The organism is Roseivirga ehrenbergii (genome assembly GCF_001593005.1).
Classification (GTDB): Bacteria; Bacteroidota; Bacteroidia; order Cytophagales; family Cyclobacteriaceae; genus Roseivirga; species Roseivirga ehrenbergii.
Map to the genome: position 1 here is coordinate 429,402 of NZ_LQZQ01000002.1, position 24,641 is coordinate 454,042.

17 protein-coding genes are annotated in these 24,641 nt (G+C 40.3%); 6 read left to right on the forward strand and 11 right to left on the reverse strand.

Annotation, left to right across the window (positions count from 1 at the left end; translation table 11 throughout):
- Window positions 1–129: 129 nt before the first annotated feature.
- From tamL to MB14_RS03805, 5 genes are all read right to left on the reverse strand, one after another.
- Entirely contained in the window at window positions 130–2,412 is a 2,283-nt protein-coding gene (gene tamL, locus MB14_RS03785) for a translocation and assembly module lipoprotein TamL (RefSeq protein ID WP_062588880.1), read from the reverse strand.
- Window positions 2,409–7,433: a translocation/assembly module TamB domain-containing protein gene (locus MB14_RS03790; RefSeq protein WP_132644064.1), complete on the reverse strand. Its 5,025-nt coding sequence runs from the start codon at window positions 7,431–7,433 to the stop codon at window positions 2,409–2,411. The genes tamL and MB14_RS03790 overlap by 4 nt, the downstream gene beginning before the upstream one ends.
- Window positions 7,434–7,708: 275 nt before the next feature.
- Window positions 7,709–9,256 (reverse strand): arylsulfatase, encoded by a 1,548-nt coding sequence (locus tag MB14_RS03795; protein ID WP_062588885.1) that lies wholly within the window; start codon window positions 9,254–9,256, stop codon window positions 7,709–7,711.
- A gap of 35 nt (window positions 9,257–9,291) precedes the next feature.
- Window positions 9,292–10,116: a formylglycine-generating enzyme family protein gene (locus tag MB14_RS03800; RefSeq protein ID WP_084375951.1), complete on the reverse strand. Its 825-nt coding sequence runs from the start codon at window positions 10,114–10,116 to the stop codon at window positions 9,292–9,294.
- Window positions 10,117–10,279: 163 nt separating this feature from the next.
- Entirely contained in the window at window positions 10,280–10,669 is a 390-nt protein-coding gene (locus MB14_RS03805; RefSeq protein ID WP_062588890.1) for a hypothetical protein, read from the reverse strand.
- 256 nt (window positions 10,670–10,925) lie between these two features.
- Between MB14_RS03805 and MB14_RS03810 the strand changes: the two genes are divergently transcribed.
- From MB14_RS03810 to MB14_RS03825, 3 genes are all read left to right on the forward strand, one after another.
- Entirely contained in the window at window positions 10,926–11,531 is a 606-nt protein-coding gene (locus tag MB14_RS03810) for a hypothetical protein (protein ID WP_132644065.1), read from the forward strand.
- Between the two features lie 582 nt (window positions 11,532–12,113).
- Entirely contained in the window at window positions 12,114–12,905 is a 792-nt protein-coding gene (locus tag MB14_RS03820) for a sensor histidine kinase (protein ID WP_062588896.1), read from the forward strand.
- Complete coding sequence (locus MB14_RS03825; protein WP_062588899.1) at window positions 12,902–13,519, forward strand: response regulator transcription factor; 618 nt, start codon at window positions 12,902–12,904, stop codon at window positions 13,517–13,519. Before MB14_RS03820 ends, MB14_RS03825 begins: the two co-directional genes overlap by 4 nt.
- A gap of 10 nt (window positions 13,520–13,529) precedes the next feature.
- Here MB14_RS03825 and MB14_RS03830 read toward each other — a convergent pair whose 3' ends face one another.
- Window positions 13,530–16,190, reverse strand: a complete 2,661-nt coding sequence (locus tag MB14_RS03830; protein ID WP_062588901.1) for a glycoside hydrolase family 3 protein — start codon at window positions 16,188–16,190, stop codon at window positions 13,530–13,532.
- 186 nt (window positions 16,191–16,376) lie between these two features.
- Here MB14_RS03830 and MB14_RS03835 point away from each other — a divergent pair, with 186 nt between their 5' ends.
- The 3 genes from MB14_RS03835 to MB14_RS03850 all read left to right on the forward strand — a co-directional run bounded on the left by MB14_RS03835 (window position 16,377) and on the right by MB14_RS03850 (window position 18,456).
- A complete protein-coding gene (locus MB14_RS03835; protein ID WP_062588903.1) occupies window positions 16,377–16,586 on the forward strand; it encodes a hypothetical protein in 210 nt (69 codons plus the stop codon).
- Window positions 16,583–16,897 carry a type II toxin-antitoxin system RelE/ParE family toxin gene (locus tag MB14_RS03840; protein ID WP_062588905.1) on the forward strand — a complete coding sequence of 105 codons (315 nt, stop codon included), beginning with the start codon at window positions 16,583–16,585 and terminating at the stop codon, window positions 16,895–16,897. Before MB14_RS03835 ends, MB14_RS03840 begins: the two co-directional genes overlap by 4 nt.
- A 1,085-nt stretch (window positions 16,898–17,982) precedes the next feature.
- On the forward strand, window positions 17,983–18,456 hold the full coding sequence (locus MB14_RS03850) for an OsmC family protein (RefSeq protein WP_062588908.1): 474 nt from the start codon (window positions 17,983–17,985) through the stop codon (window positions 18,454–18,456).
- Window positions 18,457–18,544: 88 nt separating this feature from the next.
- On the opposite strand, the gene MB14_RS03855 is transcribed toward MB14_RS03850, so the two are convergent.
- The 5 genes from MB14_RS03855 to MB14_RS03875 all read right to left on the reverse strand — a co-directional run bounded on the left by MB14_RS03855 (window position 18,545) and on the right by MB14_RS03875 (window position 24,631).
- Window positions 18,545–19,417, reverse strand: a complete 873-nt coding sequence (locus MB14_RS03855) for an SDR family oxidoreductase (protein WP_062588910.1) — start codon at window positions 19,415–19,417, stop codon at window positions 18,545–18,547.
- Window positions 19,418–19,430: 13 nt separating this feature from the next.
- Entirely contained in the window at window positions 19,431–20,588 is a 1,158-nt protein-coding gene (locus tag MB14_RS03860) for a serine hydrolase domain-containing protein (protein ID WP_084375952.1), read from the reverse strand.
- A 10-nt stretch (window positions 20,589–20,598) separates the two neighbouring features.
- Window positions 20,599–22,998 carry a TonB-dependent receptor gene (locus MB14_RS03865; protein WP_062589037.1) on the reverse strand — a complete coding sequence of 800 codons (2,400 nt, stop codon included), beginning with the start codon at window positions 22,996–22,998 and terminating at the stop codon, window positions 20,599–20,601.
- A 78-nt stretch (window positions 22,999–23,076) separates the two neighbouring features.
- A complete protein-coding gene (locus tag MB14_RS03870) occupies window positions 23,077–24,129 on the reverse strand; it encodes a serine hydrolase domain-containing protein (RefSeq protein ID WP_062588912.1) in 1,053 nt (350 codons plus the stop codon).
- A gap of 85 nt (window positions 24,130–24,214) precedes the next feature.
- Window positions 24,215–24,631 (reverse strand): hypothetical protein, encoded by a 417-nt coding sequence (locus tag MB14_RS03875; RefSeq protein WP_062588914.1) that lies wholly within the window; start codon window positions 24,629–24,631, stop codon window positions 24,215–24,217.
- Window positions 24,632–24,641: the final 10 nt, after the last annotated feature.

Consider the following 24,641-nt stretch of genomic DNA (forward strand, 5'->3'; position numbering starts at 1 on the left):
GAGGAATAGTATGTTTCATCTACAATCTCCCGTCCGACCTACGGTACTGACGGTAAGCCCATCGGTATCGAAGGTCAGATGGGGGGCATGAGGCATAAACGGATACAATAGCCATTCTTGACTAAACCGTTAAAAAGGATAACCAATCCCAAAATTGAAGAGTATTTCTGAGAGGTCGAAGCCGGTGCGTTGGCCAACAGGTAAATAGGGTTTGCTGAATGGACTGGACAAATCGAGTCGGATGACAAAGTTTTGGATGTCGACCCTTAGGCCTGCACCGTAGCCAATACCCAGTTCCTTAATAAAATCTTTACTGAATTTTCCGCCCGGCAAGGCAGCATTTTCATTATTGAGCCAAACATTACCGGCATCAATAAAGAGCGCCCCTTTTAAGAAAGAGTAGATAGGGAAACGGTATTCAATATTGGCTTCTAAACGAATATCGCCAGCCCTGTCGAAGAATGCGCCTTGATCTTCTACGGTAGGGTCATAGGAGCCCGGCCCAAGTGATCGGGACCTAAATGCTCTTACGCTCGAAGGACCACCAGAGAAAAACTGTCTTGAGAAGGGGAGCGTTTCGGAGTTACCATAAGGCAAGCCATAACCGCCAAAAATTCGTCCTACTATGGTTTGTTTGCTGCTCAGTCGGTAATTGTATACAAAGTTTAAATCTGCCTTAAAAAACTGTGCATATGCAATTCCGAACAGCGTTTCTTGCCCATCGCCATTGGAATCTTTGCTTACCAAATCCAGCGCATTTCCTGCAAACTCAAAGTTGGTGACTAGCAGAATAGGGTTTCTCTTTTTGCCTTCTGTAAGCTGATTATAAATAAAACTATAAGTGGTTCCAGTAATCAACTGTTGTTCAAAACTACTTTGAAGGAAGCTGTTTCGATCGAGAATTTCTTGAAAGGCTGGAGTAATGTTAGAGGTGTTTACATAATTGATATTTATGGGGTTGAACTCATGGTAAATGGCCTGAGTATTTCGCCAGTTGTAACCAAAACTGGAATTTAGCGCATTGAGATTATAGAGGTCGCTGCGGCTAAATAAATCGTAACCAAGCTTAATGTTGGTTTTCGGCACCGCATAAAGCACAGTATCCTTTACATTAAAAGGAAGGAGTAAGCGGGGAATTACAAGTCCCGTTTCTAAACCAAATTGTGTACTGCTCAAACCTTCTGCTTCTCCTGAACCCAATTGAACTTCATAACCAAAATTTCCAGAAAGGTTAAGTGTTTCTCCGCCTCTAAAAAGGTTACGATTACTGTATACCACCGCCAAGGCAGGACCCGCAAAACCATTCGATTTGGTGACTGCTTTTAGCTCTGCCCGAACAGACCGTTTCTTTAAGGGTGATAAGTAAATATTGGCCTCTAAGCCTAGAGTGTCTTGATCGGTTACTTCGTCAAAAGCGGGTTCGTAGCGGATATTTACAAATTTATACGCGCCAATGGAAGCCAAGCGGCTACTGGTGAGTCGAGAAATTTTTGGATTATAAACTTGGTCTTCTTTAAACAATATGTAGGGAGTCATTCGGTTGGGTTTGAAGAACTCTGGGTCTTGAATAAAGTTAATTCCGTTTACGGCATAGGCGTCTGCCTTCGATGCCTTGTTGTTAAAGGAGTAATCTGGGTTAACGTAAACCTTATTGAGTTTATAAGGCAATAGAGCTTTTTGTGGCACCTCTTTTTTCAACCTTAAAAACAGGTTGAATCGCCTGCTATTGTATTGGTTAGTGTCGGCTTCGAAAATCAGGAAGTCTGCATTGAAGTTATAGTAGCCTCTTTCTTTTAAGTAGGTATCAATTCTTTCACGTTCTTGCTGCATCATGTCTAAGCTAAAGCGGCTACCTTTAATAATCTTGCTTTCTTCTAATGACTGTGCAATGCCCTCGTAAATTGTACCTGCTGCGGAGTCCAGTTCAAACCGCTCCAAAGTATAGGGTTGGCCTAATTCTACGCTGTATTTTACACTGGCCAGTTTCTTTTTTGTAGTGGTTAAAGAGGACACCTTGGCATTGAAAAAACCGTTGTTTTCTAGCCTGTTGGTAATTAAGTCCATGGTACGGCTAGAGTCTACATCAGATAAGTAAACCGGTTCTTCGCCAAACTTTCTGTTTAAGTATTTATTTATGAAGCCGGGGTTTTCTCTTTGAGATTTATAATGGGCATTTAAACCCACGCGCATGCCCAAAAATATAGAATTGGGTTCTGGCCGTAAAAGTCCCTCCAGTTCTTCTTCAACCCCCCCTATATTTTTCACCGAATCAGGAGCGCTAATTGAAACACTAGACGATTTCAATAAGTATTCGTCTGTAGGAATAAACCGCCTTACACTGCAAGAGCTGAACAATACTAGGCTCACGAGCAATGCAAAAATTAATCGAACCGATGACTGACGAAAACTCATTTATTGTTATTCTCTTTTTCCTGTTTCTCTACTTCTTCTTTTACCTGTTTGGCAAAGAGTTCTTTGAATTTATTGAACTCGCGGGTAAACACCAGCGCAATACCCGAAACCGTCAATTGACCATCAATTACGCCTTCGTATTGGTTTCTACTAAAACCTTGGAGGCGCAACCTTTTATCTTCCGTTAGCAGGTATTCTAAACTCACATTGCCAATAATTGGTGCTCCTTCCGAAGCACTTTGGCTACCGGCTACATCTACTTCGCTACCTACTTTTACAATCAGTCGATCATTGAAAAACTCCTTTTTGGCGGTAATGCCAAGTTGAGTTTGTAACTGCCCACCATTATCTGCGTTGCCCGCGGTACTGTTCAGATTAAAGCCCACATCGATACCTGTATTGCCAAAGATTTTTTCGGAGTAATTATTAAGCTGGCCAGAAAGCACATTGTTTACATTATCTAAAGCCATAGAAGTAGGTCCTCCGCTACTGCCGTCACTTCCTGAGCTTGGGAAAAACCGGTTTAAAACCAACAATGAAAACACCTGCTTGTTCAGTTCTTCTTCTTGACTATTCAGTTGTTGAACTTGGCTGTAAACGGTTCCGCTTAAGGAGCCTCTTTCTTCTTCTGGCATGTCTAAATTGAAGGAAATGGTAGGGGTCAACAATTCACCATCTACATTAATGTATACATCAAACGGAAGCCGCTGCTGATAAGAAGCTTCGGCACCAGTAGCTTCGGCAGATGTTCTTATTGCCATCAAAGGTTCAACCGATGTTTTGATGTTGTATATCGCGCTTACGTCAAGTTCGGCATCGTAGGGGTCGCCCGACCACGAAATGCTACTGCCCGGTGCAATTTCGAACCTGCGTTTTACCAAGTTGAAAACATTGGCTTCGTAATGGCCACCACTTAATTCATATTTACCAGAAAGACCAATTCTGCCGTTGGGTTCTATATTTAAGTTGAAATCCCCATCGCCCACTACACGTAAGTTGTCACCTGTAGATTCATCAATAATAATGTTGAATTCAGAATTATCTCCTATCGAAATAATGGTTTCAATGTCATAGCCAGCAATTACGGCAGAGTTTGCGGAGACCTCGCTCTGATCCACTTTAGTTAAAATGTCATCAGGATTTTCTCGGTTGACAAAAAGTACTACTCCTTCACGTTCTTTTAGCTCTAACTGCGATTCGGGCACCGTAAATGTGAGCGTTGAACCATCTATTACTTCTAGATTTCCTCTAATTTTTGGGATGTTTAAGTCGCCAGTAATGGTGAGGTCTGCCCCAACATTTAACTGCCCATAAAAAAGGTTGCTGTCTTCTTTATCTGAATTTATAACCCTAAAATTATTGGCCTGTACTTTAAGGTCGAAGGTTGGGTTTACTGGGTCATCGGTTAAAATTTTTCCTGCCAGTTCAAAGTCATTATTGTTGCCATCGGTTATGGTGAAGCTATCGAGAAATAGCCCCGAGTTATCAACCTTTAACTGTTCATTGGCAATGGCAAAGCGTGCGTTCAATTCATTCACCAAAAAACCAACCTGGCTAAAGTTGAGCGTTCCCGCATATTTTGGCTCATTCACATTTCCTGAAACGTCTACTTTTGCGGAAAGGCTACCCTTCGATTCGGAAAGGCTATTATTTGAAAAAGCCTCTACGGCCGACATTTTTAATTCGTTCAAGTCGAGGTTGAGATTTAAATCGCCACCGGTAGCCGAAGCAGTGTAATTTCCCGTCAGATTTAGGTCTGCATTATCACCTTTCAACGAAAGATCTACCTGATATTTTTCAACGCCTGCTCCCTCTGCTTCTAATTTCAGCTGTCCGAAAGGCACTTCCATAACCGCCAAATCTGAAATATTTAGCCCTGCAATTACTCCAAAACCACTGAAGGGATTTTCCATGATAATATCACCATTGAGTATTCCAGTAGCCAGTGGCTTTTCGGCATTAAAAAGGCTGGTGATTGTGCTTAACTGATAATTACTAAAAACAGCCCCTAGGTGTTTCTGTTCATGACCAGGCAATGTTGTGCTTAATGTTACCTTCTGCGCTCCGTTGGAAAGTTCAAAACCATTGATGTTGATGTAACTACTGGCCAGCGTAACCTGATTGCTCTCTAAAATATTCCATTGTTCACTATTAAATATTAGGGTGTCAGGAATAAAGTGTATCTGAATGGTGTCGCTTGTAAGGTTTACTTCCGAGTTAATGTTGATAAGTGTTTTTTGATTACTGATAATGTTGAAACGAGAAGTAACTGTACCTGCATCTACCTTGCCCTGCAGTTTGGTTTTGTCAATTGTAACTGGGCCAGCACTTACCTGTGACCAACCCAAAAGGAAGTCTAAATAATCGTCTTTTCCATTTATTTTGAATCCCAAGCTGTCAATTTCGGTTCCTTGAAAATTGATGTATGGCGCCATTAGTTCTGCTGAAAGCTTGTTAGTCATCGCATCAAAATCAAATTCGAAAGCAATCGTATCCATGCGTTCTAAGCCTTGCAAAAACACTTCAGAAATTATGGCTGTTGGCCTTGCCACCATCGTCATTTTTAAGGTGGCATCAGTTTTCAGCGAATCTTGGTCTGAAAAATTTCCACCATTTTCGAGGTAGCGGGTAAACTCTTTTTGCAATAGCGGAAGAATTTCCATTAGGCTTTTATTGGCCACAATTTTTGCATCAATGGTTTGGCTGTCGATCATTATACCTAAAGTATCGGCAGCAGATTTAGCCACCAAATTGAAGCTTCCGAAAGTGTAAGCCTCTTGGTTATAAATTGCTATACCATCATTCAGTTTAGTTTTTAAATCGAAACTTGAAGCATTGCCTTCAAAGCTAGCATCTAAAACAAAGGCAGTTTTTATGTTTTGTGGACTCAAACCCAAGGCGTACAAATCGGCTCCTTTCACAGTTAGATTGGTATTGATTTTTGGCGCAACAGAATCAAGCGCTAGCTTAGTTTCCATGGCCATGTCTAGGTTTTCGTCTTTAAAACGCAAATCGATATTGCCACTTCCGTTGGTGATTTTACCCGACAATTCCAGATTAGAAAAATCGTAGTCGTTGTATTTCAGTCGCTCGAAATCTGTTTTTAGCTCTGCAGTTAAATCATTCAGACTGGCTCCGCTTCCTTTTAGGTCCAGAGTAAAACTTAGCGTATCGAGTTGTTCATTCTGAAGCAATCGATTGAGTTGAAGTTCTTTTACAGAAACCAATGCGTCAAACGTGATGGTTTCGTTTTGGCTGAATTGGCCTTTTACCTCAACATTTCCACTTGTGGTTTTGAGTGTGAGGTTGGTTTGTGCATCATTCAGCCCGCCCTTGAAAGATCCGGTTAAGGCCATGTTTTCTGGCAAACCCAAGCCCAAAGCTGTGGTGTCAATGATTTGAGAAATATCGATCCTGGTGGTTTTGGCGCTCAATGTGGGCAGGTCGAACCTCAACTGATAGGGGTCTGTTGGGTTGGTTACTCGGCCAGCAATATTGACAGTGGTCTGCTTCCCCCAATTCACCAAAGCCTCAGAAATTTGTAAGTCGGTTAGGCTGCCATTTACATTCAGCTGCCCAGTGATTTTCCTTTTGGAAAGCGACTGAAGGGATTCATTCTGAGTCAGCTCTGGACTAAAGACTGCTGCTTCGAGCAAGTCGATTCCAAACTTGTCTAAATCGGCAGAAATTGAAGTCGCATCGGGCGAGTTTATCAAGTCCGTCAACGAGGCATATTGCAGACTCAAGTCACCCGACAGCATATTCTTTGGGGTGGCAAAGTCTAGCGATTCAATTGAAAGTGATTCGTCAGTTACATTTAAATCAAAAGCCAGTTTATTAAGTGCAAGCCCGCTTCTTTCGGTAAAGGAAAAGCCATTGACGGACATGCTGGCTTTGCCCGGCTGGTATGCAATGTCATCTGCGTCAAAATTGAAGTTTTCGACTTCTAGCCAATTGGGGTTGAAAACTCCATTTTCGGGTAAACTGTCTGTAGTTTGAAAGGTAATGTCATTCTTACTGAACGAAATTTCGTTGACCTCCACGTTCCAATTCGGCCATTCAAAACTGATGGGTTCTGATGTTGTTGAGTCCTGCGGAACTGCTTGGGTATTATTTGACAGCTGCTTTACAAAAACTTTGGAGTTATCTAAGCTCAATTCATCCAATACAATTCTTTGTTCTGCTAAGTTGGCTGTCGGCAGTTCAACCCGAAAATTTCCAATCTCAAGTTTTGCAGAAGTTCGGTCGGGAATTGCATTATAATCTAGGCTTACATTTTTCAGTACTAATGCACCTAGAGAAAGGGTGGGTAGGACAGAATCTTCAGTTTGGCTGTTATTGGTTTGGGCTGTGTCTACCGCAGTTGCTTTGCTGAGCTCATATTTGATTTGACTATCGGCAATGGAGAGTTCATCAATTTCATAGATCATTTGCTCTAGGTCCAAGGCGTCTACTTCCAAATCGAGCTCACCTAGAAGCGCGGTGGCTTTGATGCCTAAAAGCTCATCGTTATACGATATATTAAAGTTGCTGAGCCTTATTTTTCCAATCACAATCTCAGGGCTGGCCGAGGGAGGAGTGTTGGCTGTTGTGGTAGTATCGGTAGAAGCAAAGGCCTCGATTAAGAAATTGTAGTTAAAATTTTCACTTGAAGCGGGTCGGTGAATATTGGCTTTCAATCCATCCCAGTCAACAGATTTCACATTGATGCGATCGCCTTTGATTAAGGGAAGTAGCGCCACCGACACTTCTAAATCCTTAGAATAAACAAGCGTGTCTTGCTGCTCGTCTTCCAAATAAAGCCCCTCTACATAGAGATTACCCGAGAATGTGAGGTACAGCCTATCGATGCTTACTTGGGTGCCTGTTTTGTCAGCGATAAAGCTTACCGCCTTATTAACAATTATATTCTGGCCCCATGGGCTTCGAATAAAAAGAACCAGCAAACCGAAAAAAATAAGCACACCGATGATGACTCGGGTCAGTATTCTTAAAAAACGATTCTTAATTAATCTCTTCAATGTAAATTTTATCCTGTACAAATAACTCCATAATTCTCCATAGCGGTGATGAAATATGCTTTTTAATTAACCAAGGAAGGAGGTTTTGGTTTATGAAGAATTAAGAATAAATCACTATTCACTTAAAGGGGTTTGGTGTATGCTGATTGACTAAGTAATTTATGAAGTGTGATTTTCCACCCCCTACCCCGTCAGCGGGGGATATAAACCATTCCAGAATAGCCCTTGTCTGCAACTTTAAAACGAGACAAGCTAGCGCATTAGAGTTTGCTCAATTATTTTCCTTCGGTTATTACATCGCCCAATTGTGTCATTTTAAAACGGTCGAGTTCGGCAGAGGTATGTTCCTTGATCATAATTTCCTCCATGCGTTTGATAATGTCAGGATGAAGCGCGGCAATATCGGTTTGCTCGGCTGGGTCGGTTTTAAGGTTATAGAGCTCTATGGCCATATTCCCTTTTTTAATGTCCTTTCTGATCCCTTTCCAATCACCCATTCGTATGGCCTGCTGACCTTGGTATTCAGGAAACTCCCAATACAAATATTCACGGTCTTGTTGGGTTCCTTTGCCCGTTAGGGTAGGAAGAAAGCTGATGCCATCGGTGTCTTTGGGTATTTCAGTATTGGTAAGTTCACCCACGGTAGCCATTACATCCCAAAACACAGAAACATGATTGGTTTTGGCGCCCGCCTCAATCTGACCTGGCCAAGCAGCAATCATTGGTACACGAATTCCACCTTCATAAGTAAAGCCTTTGGTGCGGCCATACTCCGTTTCGAAAGGAGACGCGCTTTCAAAATAGGGCGCATCTACTCCGCCAGTATAGGTGGGTCCATTATCGCTGGTGAACACGATGAGCGTATTTTCATACAGTCCGAGCTCCTTTAATTTGGCTACAATTTCGCCTACCTGATCATCCAAGTAAGTAATCATTCCTGCATAAGCTGCCTTTGGATATCGGTTAGGGAAGTAGCCTTTGTCGCCCACATATGGTTCTTCTTCTCCCCATAATTTCACATAGCGGTCGGTGTATTCTTGCGGTACCTGAATAGGTAAATGTGGGATTGGCGTAGCGTAATACATAAAGAATGGCTGATCCTTATTTTGTTCAATAAAGTTGAGCACTTCGGTTTGCATTAGAGCAGGCGCATAGTCGGGCTGCTTGTTGAACATGTCGTAACTGGCCAAATCCATTGGGTCTAAATTGGCAGCCAACTTCTGACTAGGCTTCACCAAGTCATTGTCTAGCCATACTTTTTCTTCGTTTTTCCAGAGGTGTTTTGGATATAACTGATGGGCTTGACGCTGACAATTGTAGCCGTAAAAGAAATCGAAACCCATGTTGTTGGGAATTGATTCTGACAAGGGAGCACCCAAACCCCATTTACCAACGATGCCCGTTTTATAACCAGTGCTTTGTAATACCTTGCCTAAAGTGACAGTGTTTGTGGGAATAGGTCGTTGACCTTCTAGATTAGGGTCATTCACTGCTTTTTCATAGTTCCAAACCTCCCCTCGTTCTGCCCATTCGTCATTCCCGCGGATATAAGCTTTACCTGGTTGTTTTCCGGTCATCAGCATGTAGCGGGCAGGGGCGCAGACGGGAGCGCCAGAATAATGCTGGGTAAACATCATGCCCGATTTGGCCAGCGCATCGATATTGGGCGTTTGGATTTTGGTTTGGCCATAAATACCCAGTTCACCATAGCCAAGGTCATCGGCTAAAATGTAAATGATATTGGGTTTGGAAGGAGCTTGTTCTGGCTTTTCACAACCAAAACAAATGGCGGAAATAAACAATAAGGCGAGGAGCTGTTTCATGGTCTAAAGTTGATTTATAGTTTAGGCTTCGATAACTAAATATCTTTTACACACCTAAAACCTGTGTGCATTAAGCTGGTTTCGGGAGTCGATTCGCTGGTGCCGGTAATTTGATAACCATGGCAAAAGCTTGGTTCGCAGAGAAAGGACCCTCCCCTTAATATTTTCTGACTGGTTTGGTTCGGTACAAAATTTTCTGGTTTAACTCCGTAAGGAATCAACCAATCGCTGGTCCATTCCCAAACATTGCCCGCCATATCGGTAAGGCCAAGCTTGGTTTTTCCGAAGGCACCTACGGGCGAAGTAAGTGCGAAACCATCTTTGTTGAGGTTGACAAACGGAAAAGAACCCTGCCAAGTATTGGCCATGTATTTTCCTTCTACCACCAGCTGGTCGCCCCAATTGTAAATGGTGTTGATGTCATCCGCATCTTTAGCAGCATGCTGCCATTCGGCTTGAGAGGGAAGCCTTTTGCCAGCCCAGTTGGCATAGGCGAGCGCATCGTTATAAGATACTTGGGTAACGGGATGATCGTCATTGGCTTTTTCAGCATTTGCCCCTTGTGGATATTGCCAGTCGGCACCTTCTTCTAGAAACCAGTTTTGTTCAATGGTAAAGACTCCAGAGTTTCCAAATTTTTCGGCTTCGGTAACGTATTCGGTGGCTTCCACAAAGGCACGAAATTGAGCGACCGTTACAGGCGAGGTATCCATAAAAAACGCAGGAATTGATTTTCCTTTTGGAATGTACTGCATACCTTCTGGAGGCTGAATATACTCAGGGCTTGAGCAGCCCATTATTATTGTTACATAAATGAAATAGCTAGTAAGTAAGGAGTACGTTTTGCTTTTTTTCATCATTCGCCTTTGAGTAAGTATTCAAGATATGAAAAAGAGCTAATTGCTTTCAGAAAATTTCAACCTTAAACACCCAAGCCTCTTTGTTCTTTATAGGTTTTTCCAAAAATTAATACCAATTGACTATTTTAACCAATTGGTATTAGTGTTGTTTTAATCAAAGTAGTTACCAGTTAAATATAACTTGGTTGAATTCAACGCACGCAATGAATAGGCAAACTTTTCCTTTTGCAATGACCCTTCTATTGTTGAAATCAGCACATACTTCTATTGAAACCTTGACCCCATTTTTATCATAACTCCACCCAGCACATGGTTTTGTTTTGAGTAACGTTGCACTACCAACCTGAACTCCATAGATATAGAAATAAGCCCTAATTTTATCTCCTTCTTGTTTCATACAAATCCCTAATGGTCCGTAAGACCAACAGCTTTGCAATTGAAAATCGGCATAGTTATCCGCGTCCAAATTAAATTCTGGAATTTCAGACAAGTATTTAACTTCATCTAATTCCAAATTTTCAACTCTTTTGAAAAAAAACTCTTCTTGTTTCATGACTTTATTGTTTTAATTAAAAATGTTTTTTCAAACTTAAAACCACTTCGATCCAGCTACAATACCCACCTAGCGGCATCTAAGGTTATTTTATAGGTATTTATTATTACCTTATTAGGAAAAAGATAGAGTCAGGACTTATTAAGGAAGGGATACTATAGCCTATAGCAATTTTTTTATACCAATTACCCCCAGATAGGTATTGAAGAGCATCATTTTTAAAGAGAATTTAGCAGTCAACCAAAACCAGTTTTTTATGAAAAATCCTTACAAAACCTCCACCATTTTACTATTAATTGCCTTAATAGGTGTAGTGATTTATTATCAGAATCTTCTCGAAAGGAAAACTAATCTTTATGCGAATCTTATGGATGATATTCCTGAAGAAGAACTAATTGAATTTTTTGATTTCTTAGATGTTGGGAATGATTTTGACGGTGAGTGGCTATTGTCTGATTTAGACTCCATGACTGGGAAACCCCTACCTTATGTTCGTGCAAAAGATAAAAGAGATTCATTTGATACATGGAACAATTGGCCATTAAGGGTTAGAAGAAAAATTAGACCTTATGGGTTTTATTTTGGCAAATATCGAATCAGAGAACTCTTAAATGACATCGACTCTGTTAATGCCAATGGCAACGGGGATGAGATTATTGGCGTAAGGGCTTACCTATCAAGGAGAAAATCGAGAGATTTCAATGATCAATTAACGCATCATCTGGATTTGCAATTTATCCCTGTAAAAAACGGTGGTAAAGACTATTTCGATGAAACTTTTTACAACAGAACTATGGACACTGATTCGATTGATATGCTCCTAAACACCTCCGCCCCATGCCCTAACAATTGTCAAAATTAATATGACCAATTGGGATTACTTTTTTGTTTATAGTTCGGTGTTTTCACCGCTTATACCCCTATTTTTTTTACTGAGAGGAAGGTATAATGCTCCTTTGAGGATCATTATACTTTTTATTTCCCTCTCATTTTTAACTGATTTGGTATCTGTGTTCTTGTTTGGGAATAATTACACAGTGCTTCATCTGTATGGATTTTTAGAAGCGCTGATACTCTTTTGGTTTTTCAATACCGTAATAAAAAACCAAAAATGGATTCCTTTTTTGGCCATAGCTTTCTCAGTATTCTACCTGATTAATTCTATTTGGTTTGAATGGGGTGTATTTAATACTATTGGTAGGTCAGTTGAATGTTTGATAATGATCTTTTTATCCCTCCGGTTGTTTTATCAATTCTTTAAACTGGAAGAAGATATTTTCATTGATCGATCTCCAATATTCTGGATCTCCATTGGGGTTTTAGTGTACTTTTCGGGCGCATTTTTCACTTTTACGCTTAGTAAATATATTTTGACAGATGCACCACTCTGGATTTTACACAATATATCAAATGTTCTAAAAAATGTGTTTTTAGCCATTGGCTTATGGAAAGCGAGCAAGAAATAGCGTACAGGACTTTCGTCTATTTAGGCACATTGGGCATGCTATTATTGGCTAGCGCAGTGGTGCTCTTTATCTATTTATATCAACGTAAACTGCTCAAGAAAAAGATTGCATTTCAGGAGGTTGAAGACCTTTTAAAAGAGCAGGAATTAAAATCAACTTACGCATTAATGCAGGGTCAAGACCTAGAGCGTAAGCGAATTGCCGAAGAGCTTCATGACAATTTGGGCAGCATACTGGTTACACTGAATATGTACACTGATACCGCTCTGTCTACTACCGACATAAAGCGTAAAAATGAACTAATCAACCGCATTAGTGAAATTGCAACGAAGGCCAGTGATGAAACACGTAAGTTATCGCATAGGCTTGACTCTGTTTCTTTAAAGCATTTTGGCCTCAAAACCGCACTCGATGATTTGGTGAGTGCTATCAAAGATACGCGGCATATTAAAGTAAAAAGCAGTATTTTGATAGACAACTCTATCAGTGGAGAAATTTCTTTGAACGTTTACAGAATAACCCAAGAATTAATTAACAACACTTTAAAACATGCTGGAGCAAAACACATTAGTATTGAATTGCATGAGGTTGCTAATGAATATTTAAGCTTTATTTATACAGATGATGGTATTGGCTTTAATCAAAGCCAAACTGTTTCAGGAGCTGGGCTGATAAATATTAAATCAAGGGTACATAAAATGGGAGGAGATATTTCTATTGAGTCAGAGGAGAAAGGAATTAATGTAGTAATCGAAATCCCACTAAAATGAAAATCAAAGTTCTACTTGTAGATGATCATGCCATAGTTATTGAGGGATTAAAAGCCGTGCTTGATGGTCATGAAGAGATTGATATTTGCGGTGAAGCCAATAATGGAGAGGAGGCACTTAGTATCCTACAGGGTCGAAACGACATTAATGTTGTAGTGCTTGATATCAACATGCCTGTAATGGATGGGCTCACCTGCGCAAAACGGATTAAGACTTCTTATCCAGAAATTAAGATTATCATTCTTACCATGTATGCTCAAAAGTCATTTATTGAGGAGATGTTAAAAATTGGAATAGATGGATCTTTATTAAAGAGTAATACTGGCAAAGAACTGAAAGAGGCCATTTTAAGGGTGAGTAGTGGGAAGTCTTACTATGATTTAATCCAGACTTTTAATGAGAACAAAAATCAAATAACCCAATACAAATTGGGAGATAGGGAAATTGAAGTTATCAAATTACTGGCTGAGGGACTTACTAGTCAGCAGATTGCTGAAAAACTGTTTATCTCTGAAAATACGGTTAAAACACATAGAAAGAATATTTTGAGAAAAACAGAGTTGCATAACACATCACAACTTGTGCAGTTTGCTTTGAACAACGCCTTAATATAGGTTTTACTATTTAATTCTTCAGTTTAATCGTTGATTCTATAGTGAAAGTATCGCTTTGCCCTTCCTGAGAATTCTTTCCAACCATAACTCGGAACTTGCCCGCTTCAACTACACGCTCCATTTTCCTGTTCCAAAGGGAGAGATCTTCAGGGTTTAGGTCGAAACTCACGCGCTTGCTTTCTCCAGCATTGAAGTGGATGCGTTGAAAACCTTTGAGTTCTTTTACCGCTGTGGTTACAGAGCTAATCAAGTCGCTTAGATAGAGTTGTACGACTTCTTCACCCGATTGATTTCCGGTGTTGGTCACTGTTACTTCGATGTGAATTTTACCTTCTCCTTGATTCGTAACCTGAAGGTCTTTATAATCGAAAGAGGTATAACTTAAACCGTAGCCAAAAGGGTAGAGTGGTGTAATTTTCTCATCGACATAGCGGTGGTTTCTGGTGGGTTTGGCACTGTAATACATGGGCAATTGGCCTACGCTTCGGGCAACCGTAACAGGTAAACGACCCGCAGGATTATAGTCTCCAAATAGGGTTTGTGCCACCGCCAAGCCTCCTTTTTCTCCAGGAAACCAAGCCTCTAAAATGGCAGGCACTTTCTGATCTAAACTGTTAATGGATAAAGGGCGGCCGTTGAGCACAACGCACACCACGGGAGTTCCAGTAGCAAGAATGGCGTCTACAAATTCCTTCTGAAGGCCATAGAGCTCCAGACTGCTTACGTCTTTATTCTCTTCAACTAGTTCGTTCGATTCACCGACCACCACAATGGCCACATCTGATGATTTTGCCTGCGCGATCGCTTCTGTTAAATCGGGCTTTAGCATGTTCCAGTTGAGATAGGCTTTGGCGCCATAACCACCTTCCCAAACGTCCATTCTGATTTTGTATTCCTTGCCTTTTACAAAATCCATTGGCGTGGTTTCAATGCTTGTCGCTCCCTTTTGCCAATTGTCAATCACCAGTTTGTCGTCTACCCAAAGCCTTACGCCATCGTCTGAACTTACGGCCAACCATCCGCTAAATGATTCATCTGGTTGAAGGTAACCTTCCCATGTGACAGAGAAGTGATCTTCACCGACTCCTTCGCCTGGAGAGCCCGGCCATTCAAACGCTACTTGCTTGTCAATTCTAGTGAGCACAGGTTCGCCCTCTACATTTCTATTGTTGAAGAAACTGGCATTCAATCCGTTTTGCGATTTGTCTTTGGTTTTAAAGTTGGCCATCGGAATGGGTTGACCTTTATAAATAAGGGGAACCCCTTCGGAATACACTACTTCCGTATTCGCTCCGAGCAATTGCTTCACCCCTTCATAAACCGTGATGGCTTTTTTGTTTTTTACAGAATAGCCACCCAAAACGGACTCATTCGCCAATGGCCCAAGCACCGCCACTTTCTTCAGGTTTTTACTGAAGGGTAATAAATCACCTTCATTTTTAAGCAATACCATCGATTTTAAGGCTGCTTCCAATGCCAGGTTTTGGTTTTCCTGATTGTGGTGCCTTTCGTCAATAAGTTTTTGTTCTGTATATGGATTTTCAAATAATCCCAACAAGAATTTCAACCTTAAAACCCCTGATACCGCTCTGTTCACTTTAGAAATATCAAGTGCTCCTTCGTTCACCAGTTCTATAATGGTTTGCTGAAATTGATCATTTGGAAAGTCGTAGAACTGCATGTCGATGCCTGCGGAAATGGCTTGCCGGATAGATTCTTTAGGAGAATCGCTGGATTTGTGGCTGCTCTGCAAAAAGCGAATCGCGCCAAGGTCAGAAACCACGATGCCTTTAAAGCCCCATTCGTTTCGGAGCACTTCCGTCATTAGCCATTCATTCGAGGCATTGGGAATTCCATCAATTTCGGAATACGCGGCCATGGTGCCCAAAGCGCCTCCTTCCATAAATGCTTTTCTAAATACGGGAAGGTAATTCTGTCTTACGGATCTTTCTCCCAACAAAACAGGTCCTGCATTGCCTCCCGATTGTGGAGATCCGTGGGCGGCAAAATGTTTGGGTTCTGCGACCATCGAGCGGTCAGAACTCAAGTCTTTTCCTTGGATGCCTTTGATCAAGGCGGTACCGAGTACAGCAGATAAGTGGGTGTCTTCTCCCAGCGTTTCCGCAATTCTTCCCCAACGAGGTTCTCTGCCCAAATCGAGGTTGGGGCCTAAACCGAAATGTACGCCATGCGCCCGGCCTTCAGTGCCAATGACCTGCCCCACCTTTTCCATTAAGGCTTTGTCCCAAGTAGCGCCAAGGCCAATATTCATGGGGAAAGCAGTGCTGCCCTCACCCATATAACCGTGCAAAAACTCAGACATGAGTAATGCGGGAATTCCCCAACGGTTATTCTTGATGATAAATTCTTGAAGTTGATTGGCTGCTTTGGCGTCTTTCGGATAGTAATCATGTACCGCGCCTGCACCCAATTTCTCTCCGATTAACTTTTTGGCCAACGTGAGTGAAAAGACTTCTCCTTCTTTAAGGTTTGCTCCGTTGTACATGTCCATCTGCCGTACCTTTTCTTCCAAACTCATTCTTGAAAGAAGGTCAGAAACTCTTTCTTCTACCGGAAGCTTAGCGTTTTGGTAAGGGTATTTTTGGGCAAATAGTGATATGCCCACTACTTGGCAAAGTATGATTAAACTGAAAATTCGTTTTTTGAGCATCGGTTTTTTATTCTCTTAATTCAAAAAAATAGCCCTCCACTTTACGCTTTCTTTTGCCATGGACAGGGCTTGTTGAAAGGGTCAATTTACAGAAATGAGTTGGAATGTTTAGTCTATGGTGGAGGGCTTTGACTTTACCTTACTTGCTTCAATTGACTTGATGACGAAAATCTTTATCTTTACTTCATGACGATCGAACAAAAGAAAATATCGCTTATTAACTGGATAACAAACCTTGAAGACGAGGCGATAATTGATCAAATAACAGGGTTTCAAAAGTCTTCTTTGGATGAGCTTCCTAAAGCAATAGTAGAATTACTTAAAATGGCAGAAGCTGAGCCGGAGGAAAATCTCATTAAGCATACAAGTGTTAGGGATATTCTGAATATGCGATGAAAGAAGTTCAGTGGACTGAAACCGCCAAGAAAACCCTTCAAGAAACTTCAGATTTTATTCTCGAACTATGGAATTCCAACGTCAATGATGGTTTTGTTGAACAACTGGAATATCGAATAAACCAGCTTCAAAACAACCCTGAACTTGGCACGGCTTTTCAAAATACTCAAATCAGGAAACTGGTAATACATAAAACGGTTTCTCTGTTTTATACGAATACTCCCAAATATATCAAACTACTTGTGATCTGGGATAATCGGCAAAATTCAGATAAACTACTAGATAAGTTAACTGATGCCAACAAGCGCTAGCAGTGATGCGCATAGGGCCACTTACTGGCTTCTATTTTTCCGAATGTCTTTCCAGCTTATAGCAACTAAAAATTACCCCGATAAATGTATTGGACTTCCTCTGAAATATAGGAGTGACAGATGCGGCTTATCCCTTGTAAATATTCTCTTAAATGTCTTTCTTTATCATAGAAAAACATGCCTCCCGCTTACACCCATCATGCTTTTCTGGAAATTGTAAAAGTGGGCGTTATATAACGTTACCCACATCAAGATACCATTGAAGGTATAGACATATATGAACACAAATTACATGGATGAAATACAAAAGAGAAGGATCTCGCTTCTGAACCAACACCTGGACAATACGAGAGCTTTCCAGTACAAGTATTTTGAACACCTATATTCATCATTAGCTAAGTCAGAAACCGCTATGATGGCAGCTTTTCTGTCATTTTCTTCACTCGGAATTAACTACTCAATAAATCATCGCACCTCATTTGAGATCTGGCTATTTTCAGTAGTAATTTTTATTAACCTTGGATGGCCTCTTATTTCTAATATTTACAAACAAAAGAAGTCCCAACATTTCCTGAATATAATTCGTGATTTAGAAGCACCTGTCCATGAATTTACAGATTCTATGAATCTAAAATCATGGAATGAAATTGAAATTAGCTATTCATCCAGATTCTCTAAATTCTCTCAACAAATTGACGAGGGTAATAGAATGTATAAGTGGATTGATATTTCCTACAACACTTTGCGGATAATTTCTTTTCTGTTATTAACTGCTGGATGGATCAAACTAATACTTCCATATTTTAGTAAATAAAATATTCCTAAACACCGATAGTTTTCCGTAACACTACAACCCAAAAACCCTCTCCAACACCCATTTTTCACCTGGCTTTGCGAAGGGTAAGGCTTGTTGATATTTCTACCTATTGCCTTTTATTTTGATCACCTAAAACTCTCACATTGCAATTGGCAGTTTCGTAAAAGGCTGAGCTATTACTTAAGAAATATATTTAATAGAGGTAGAGCGAATTTAAGGTAAGGCCATGTAAATTGGCTTTTGATTTAACCACCATTAATCTAGTGCAATGCCAAAGCATCACAGCTACAATGTAAAAATAGAATGGACTGGAAATAAAGGAACGGGCACCAGTTCATACCGAGCTTATGAAAGAAGCCATAGTATTCAGGTAGAAGGAAAACCAGAAATTTTAGGTTCGTCCGATCCTGCTTTTAGAGGCGACAACACCAAGCACAATCCAGAAGATATGCTGGTGGCTTCGCTGTCGGCCTGCCATATGCTATTTTATTTGCACTTATGTGCGGACGCTGGAATTACGGTGGTAGATTATGTTGATAATGCTTCGGGTACAATGGAAGAAACGCCCAATGGCGGTGGCCGATTTACCAAAGTAATTCTTAGACCAACCGTTACGATTACAGACAAAAATAGAACTGAAGAAGCAAATCAGTTGCATTATAAAGCTAATGAGCTTTGCTTCATTGCCAATTCCTGTAATTTCCCTGTTCGGCACGAACCGAGTTGCCAAGTGAGGGAATAAACTGCTTTTCTCAATAATTACAAATTAACGGTCGGGACGGTCATCTACATAATTGTGGCCATGCAAGAGACTGTTACACCTATCAGCGCTAATTCATTTTACTTAATTGGTCGACCTCTTTTTCGAAGAAACTTTCAATACGATGAATTCCATAGCGCGGTGCTATATTATCTTGGGCCATCATGGTGAGAAAAAACTCATATGGCCCGTAGGTTTTTTGTGAGGTGAATGCTCTTAAGAACCCAATGAGCATTTTTCTTAAGTAGTTGGGTATATGGGTAATTTTAACAGGGTTTTTCCAAGCTTTAAGGGCTAGTTTTGCTATTTCGTTTTGAGTAAGAATGTCTGGGCCACCGACTTCAATTTCCTTTTGATTAGAATAAGCTGCATCTACTACTACTTTAGCAAGGTCTGCTCCGTGGATAGGGTTAAGCTTAAACTCACCGTTTCCGAATAAGTAGACTCTTCCTTTTCTAGCCATTTCTAAAAAGTCTTTCATGTCAGAAAAAAAGCCATTTGGCCGGATAATACAGTAATCGCCACCCCAGTTTTTTAGGGCATTTACAAACTTTTCTTTAGCAGCCATAATTTTGAGGTGCTGCATTTGTTCGCCATTAATGGCTGAGATATAGATGAACTTTTTTATGCCAGCTTTTTTGGCCTCGATGAGCAGATTCATGTTGGCTTGATAGTCTACATCCATATAGGTAGCACCATCTTTTTGGCGAGTTATACCTACTGTTGAAATGAGTACGTCTGCTCCTTGAAGAACACCATTAAGAGTTGCTGGTTGGGTTACTTCAGCGGTTATAATTTGCTGAGGCTTTAACCCAAAAGCCTGTAGTTTTATTTCGTTTCGAGTGATTGCTTCAAAGTCAGCATTTCTAAACTGTAGCTCTTTAATAATATGTGTTCCCAAGTAGCCGGTCGATCCTGCTACGATAATTCTTCTTGTATTCATTTTGCTAAATTTTCTAATTATTTGCTTTTAGCTTTGTCAGTAGTTCGGCAATAAAGACGATGTGATTTTGTAATAATTCAGTTTGATTAAATGTGCCGCTGAGGTAAGTATCCAATTCTGGGCAGTAGTACATAAACGACCCTGTAAGGCCCGAATGGCCAATAATTGTGAGTTTTGGTAGTTCACTAGAAAGCTCATTGAGCACCCATTTTCGTAAGCCATAACCATAATAAGTACCCTTGCTTTCGGGAATCCACTTTTGCATTTGGCTTAGGGTTATGCCTTTGATTAAATCGCCATTTAATAGCGCTTTTAGAAATGCATTTAAGTCTTTTCCAGTACTTCTTATCGCTCCACCAGCCCAATCGGTACTTAGGCTTTTGAAATGACTTATTTCCGTTGGGCCGACATAGATTTCAGCTAAAGGGAAATCAGGTTGTTGAATGGGTTCTGATCTTAAATTCATACTTGTTAATTCTAGAGAAAGGGGTTTGAACAATGATTCTTCAAAGTATTCGTGCAGCTTTTTTCCAGTGATTTTTTCAATAATCAAACCAAGGAGAACATATCCTGTATCGGTATAATGGTAGCCCGACCCGGGTTTAAATAGTGCTGAAAAATTCTCTTTCGAAAAGGTTAGTAATTCTTGTGGCGTCCAAAAACGATTTGGTTCTACAAAGAGTCCTTGAATCATATTTGGTTGATCACCCTTAGGTCTATCCTCAAAATAATCGGCCAGCCCAGAAGTGTGGTTTAGCAAGTGATGTATTTTTAGCTCATTCGTGTAGTCTTGCTCATTAATTACATGAAGGCCACTAATCAAATCACCTAAATAATCTACAACTCTATCGTTAAAGCCGAGTTTTCCTGCGTCTACAAGTTGAGCTATGGCCGCAGCTGTGAATGTTTTACCAATACTGGCCGTATAGAATGGTGTATTGGAAGTAACCTTATTTCCATTTTTGAAAGCTCCAAAAACGAAGCCTTCATTTATTTCTAATTCGGCTGACTCAATTTGGAAGAAGGCATTATGCACGCCTTCTTCCTGAGTATATGTATGGAATACTTCCTTGATTAGCTTAGTTCTTGTTTGCGCTTCTTGTCCTTTTAAGTGGCTACTGATAAGAAAAACCGCTACGAGAATGCCTAAAATGAGTATTCTAATTTTCATGATTCTTTACTTAAAAATAGATTCGGTACATCAGATTTGGTAGCAAACCGAACTGAGTGGTATAGCCAACTCCTCCTGGCTCACTTGCATCGTAATACTCTCTCAGTTTCCCTTTATTGTCGGTTATGTTTTCTAGGTTGACTAACAGTTCGTGGGTAGTTCTCTTTTTGTCCCATTTAAAGCTTGCGGAAAGTGTAAGGGCATAAAGGTCTTCTAAACTATTTTGGTAGGCTTTGCTATAATCCCAAAACTTATTATTGTCTGGGTCTACGTTTAAGCTGCCTGACTCAGTTCTAAGTAGGGGTAGTATTTTTTGTCCTCCTTGGAAAAAGAGTTTAGCGTTAATGGCAATCGTCTGGTTTTTCTTTTTACCTAAACCTGAAAACTCTCGTCCGCCTAAAATATTGATGCGGTAATCACTATCAAATCGAGTACTACGCTCCACACCGTCTAAAGCCGTATAGTGAGATTCGAAGACAGAGGTATTGGCCATAAAGTAGTAGCCATTGGCAAAGCTTCTGTTTATGGTAAGTTCAATACCGGTATTTGTTCCTTTGCCTTCATTTACTAGGGCTACATAGGTAACATCTAGGTCTTCATTAACGGTAGAAAAAATACTATTTACATTGTTTTCAACGGGTAGATCATAAAGATCTTGATAGTACATTTCTAGGGTGAAATCCCAGTTTTGATTGATTTTGTAGTTGTAACCCAATACTAGATGATGTGCTTTTAAAAGATCAAGATTTAAATTGGGCTGTGTAAGGTTGCCATTCCCATCTCTTATTTGAGCGAAATAATGATTCACTCCTTCCATGGTGCTATGGTTTCCATAACCGAAATTAAGCTTGCTCTTTAGGCTCATTTGCCAGCTTAGGGCTAATCTTGGCTCAAGTGTGTGTTTTTTGTTGAAGAAAACGTTGGTATTATGTACCCCTGCTACAAGGGTAACATCCTGATTGAAACGATGTTTCCAGCTAATATAGCTTCTCATATTGCCCATGTTTTCGTTAAAATCTAACACCGGAGTAGCTTGGTTTTCGCCAAAATCTTGACGGATTTGTTGATTCTTATAATCAAAAAGTGTGTAGATCACTCCCGCCTGAATTTTATTTTTTGCATTCAGTTTATGATGATAGTTTGCCTGCGCTCTATATGCCGATTTTTGTAAATCACTTTTCAAACTATGAATACGTTCTGTATCGCTTTCATTGCGGAACACATCATCTTTTACTCCATCAAAAGTGGCCGAAAGCCCAGTTTCAATAAAGTTATCATCTGTAAAAAAGTAGGTATGGCTAACTCCTGTATTGAGTAGGAAAGACTTTTTGTCAAATTCAGTTTGAAGGTTCGGAATCATTTCGTCTGATCCAGGAATATTCCAGTCGTCTGGTTGAACATCGTCAAAACCAAGGCTGCTTATTCCCCCTAAAGCGTATATTGAAAAGAGCCCAGCTCTCTTTGTAGGCAGGTGAAACTTAACCGCGGCATCTTGAAATTTAGGATTTCCCTCTACATCTAAAGCCCCCAATTGATTTAATACATCCGCAGTTGAGTAACGATAGTTGATTAGGTAAGAACCATTGTACCCTTTTTTTAGAGGCCCTTCTAAAGTAAGGTCTGTACCCAATAAACCAATACCAGCAATAGCTTCTTGCTTTTCGTTATTACCTTTTCTCAATTTGATGTCATAAATACCTCCAATTACGTTTCCGAATTCTGGTGAAAAAGCGCCCGTAAAGAAATCGGAATTGGCTAACAGATTACTGTTCAATATTCCGGTGGTACCATTAATCATTCCTTGATCACCAAAGTGATTGGGAGTGGTCATTGGCATACCTTCTAGTCTCCATTGCACATATTTTGGCGAGTTTCCTCTTACTATAATATCGTTTCCGCCATCTCCTGCGTTCGCAACACCAGCAAAGTTTGACGTGATCATAGCAGGATCGTTAAAACCTGTTGCCATTCGTGTTAGTTCTTCCATAGAAATAGACCGGCCACTGATCAAAACCATTTCATTAGCGGGCACGCCTTCTTCAATTTCTGGAGTAACCACTATGTCATCAAGGTCTATGGCCACTTCTTGCATTTGAAGTTCCAAGACCACTTCCTTGCCTACATTAACAATGATGTTTGATATGATTCTGCTTTCGTAACCTACAAAGCTTAACTGAAGCGAAACACGACCAACCGGTACATTTTCTATCCTAAAGTTTCCGTCTGGGTCTGTGATGGTTCCTTTTAATGGGTTACTGTCTACGATTTTGATATTCACCCCATAAATTCCTGATTTGCTGTCAGCATCTACAATGGTGCCGCGAATGGTTTGGGTAGCGGAGCTATCTTGAGCGTTGACCGCTATGTTGGTGCATAGTAGCACCAACATAATTAATAATAAACGTTTCATTTTTTTGAGTTTTATTGTTTGAGATTGAATTTGATTGTTGTCTGAATCGATTTTCGACAACCATGACCTGTTTTCTAATTAAAATTCGTTGTTGATTAAGGCATCTAATACTTCATTAATCGGCTCCCAGCTATCTTGATTACTGAGCATAATGATCATGCTGTTGGTTTCTGGAAGTAGGGCGATGATTGAAGTGAAACCGTCAATATTTCCCCCATGGTTATAAATGAGCGTACCGTCTACTTTTATGGTGTACCAGCCTAAGCCTGGGGTAAAGAAATTATCTTCTGAATGTGGTTCGGCAAATATTTCTGCTTTCTCTGGTGCGGAAATAAAGCTGTCGCCCATCATTGCATCGGCCCATTTTTCAAGGTCACCAATGGTGCTTATTAAGTCGCCAGCGCTGTATGCAATTTGCATTTGATAAGGAGCTACCTCAACACCGTTTAGGTAGCCTTTTGCAAAGTTTTCACCTTCAATTTCATTTTCTCCTTTTCCTGTGTTTTCCATATCAAGCGGACCGAATACTTTGGATTGTAGGTATTCATGATAGCTCATATCGGAAAGGGCTTCTATCAATAAACCTAAAATGAGGTAGTTTGAATTTGAGTAGGCAAACTGTGAACCTGGCTCGAACAGAAGACCGTCTGTTTCGGCAGACTCTTTTAGTAAATCGTATATGTCATTTGGAGTGAAAAATATGCTCGATTCTTCCACAGCACTTGTATAATCAGGAATACCTGAATAATGAGTGAGCAAGTGCCTTAAAGTAATTTTGTCTCCATTGGGAAACTCATCATCAAAATCGCTTATGGTCTGATCGTAGCTATCAATAAGTCCATCGCGTTTTAGAGCGGCAAGCCCCATGGCTGTGAAAGTTTTGGTTACAGAGCCAATTCGGTAAATTAGGCTAGGATCATTGGTGATGTTTTCTTGCGCATCGGCCATTCCAAATCCTTTTCTTAGAAAGTCGGTGTTTCCTTTTCTAATAAGTATACTTCCTTGAAAACCATTCTCTTCTAATAAGGCTTCAGCGTTTGTATAATCTGGTATTGGCTTATCGTCATCGCTGCATGCCGTAACCAATGCGATGATGACTAAAATGAATAATTGTTTAATTGTTGTTTTCATAGTTTTTGATCTTTAAAAATTTGATGGTTCAAAGTTGGGGAGCCAATCGACCGTAATCGTCCGAGGTTTTATTTCAGGCCTTCAATTATGAGAAGTCGGACTTTTTTATTTTATAAGTTGAATCCTCTTGTGCTTTTGGTGACAATAGGAAACAGAGTATAATTATAGAGACCATACAGGCGGTTTCAATAATGGCAAACAACCAATATTCTGAATTCATAGACTCTAATTTGATGATGACTAACAGCGTGATACCCGCGCCAAGAATGTTGTTTAACTTGTTGATTTTCCCTTTTAAAAGTCTGCAAATGAAGAATGTGGCTACGGAAGCCTCTATGAACAAAACCAAAAAGAGAAGTTCTTTTAATGAAAATTCTTTCCCGCCAACCGTATTTAATATGGCTTGGAGAATCTTGGGAGTTGCATAAGTGATTGCTTCGGCTATTACCATATTCTCAAAGCCGATAAGCCAAATAATGCTAAGTGCTTTTTTAAGTTTCATACCTAAAGGT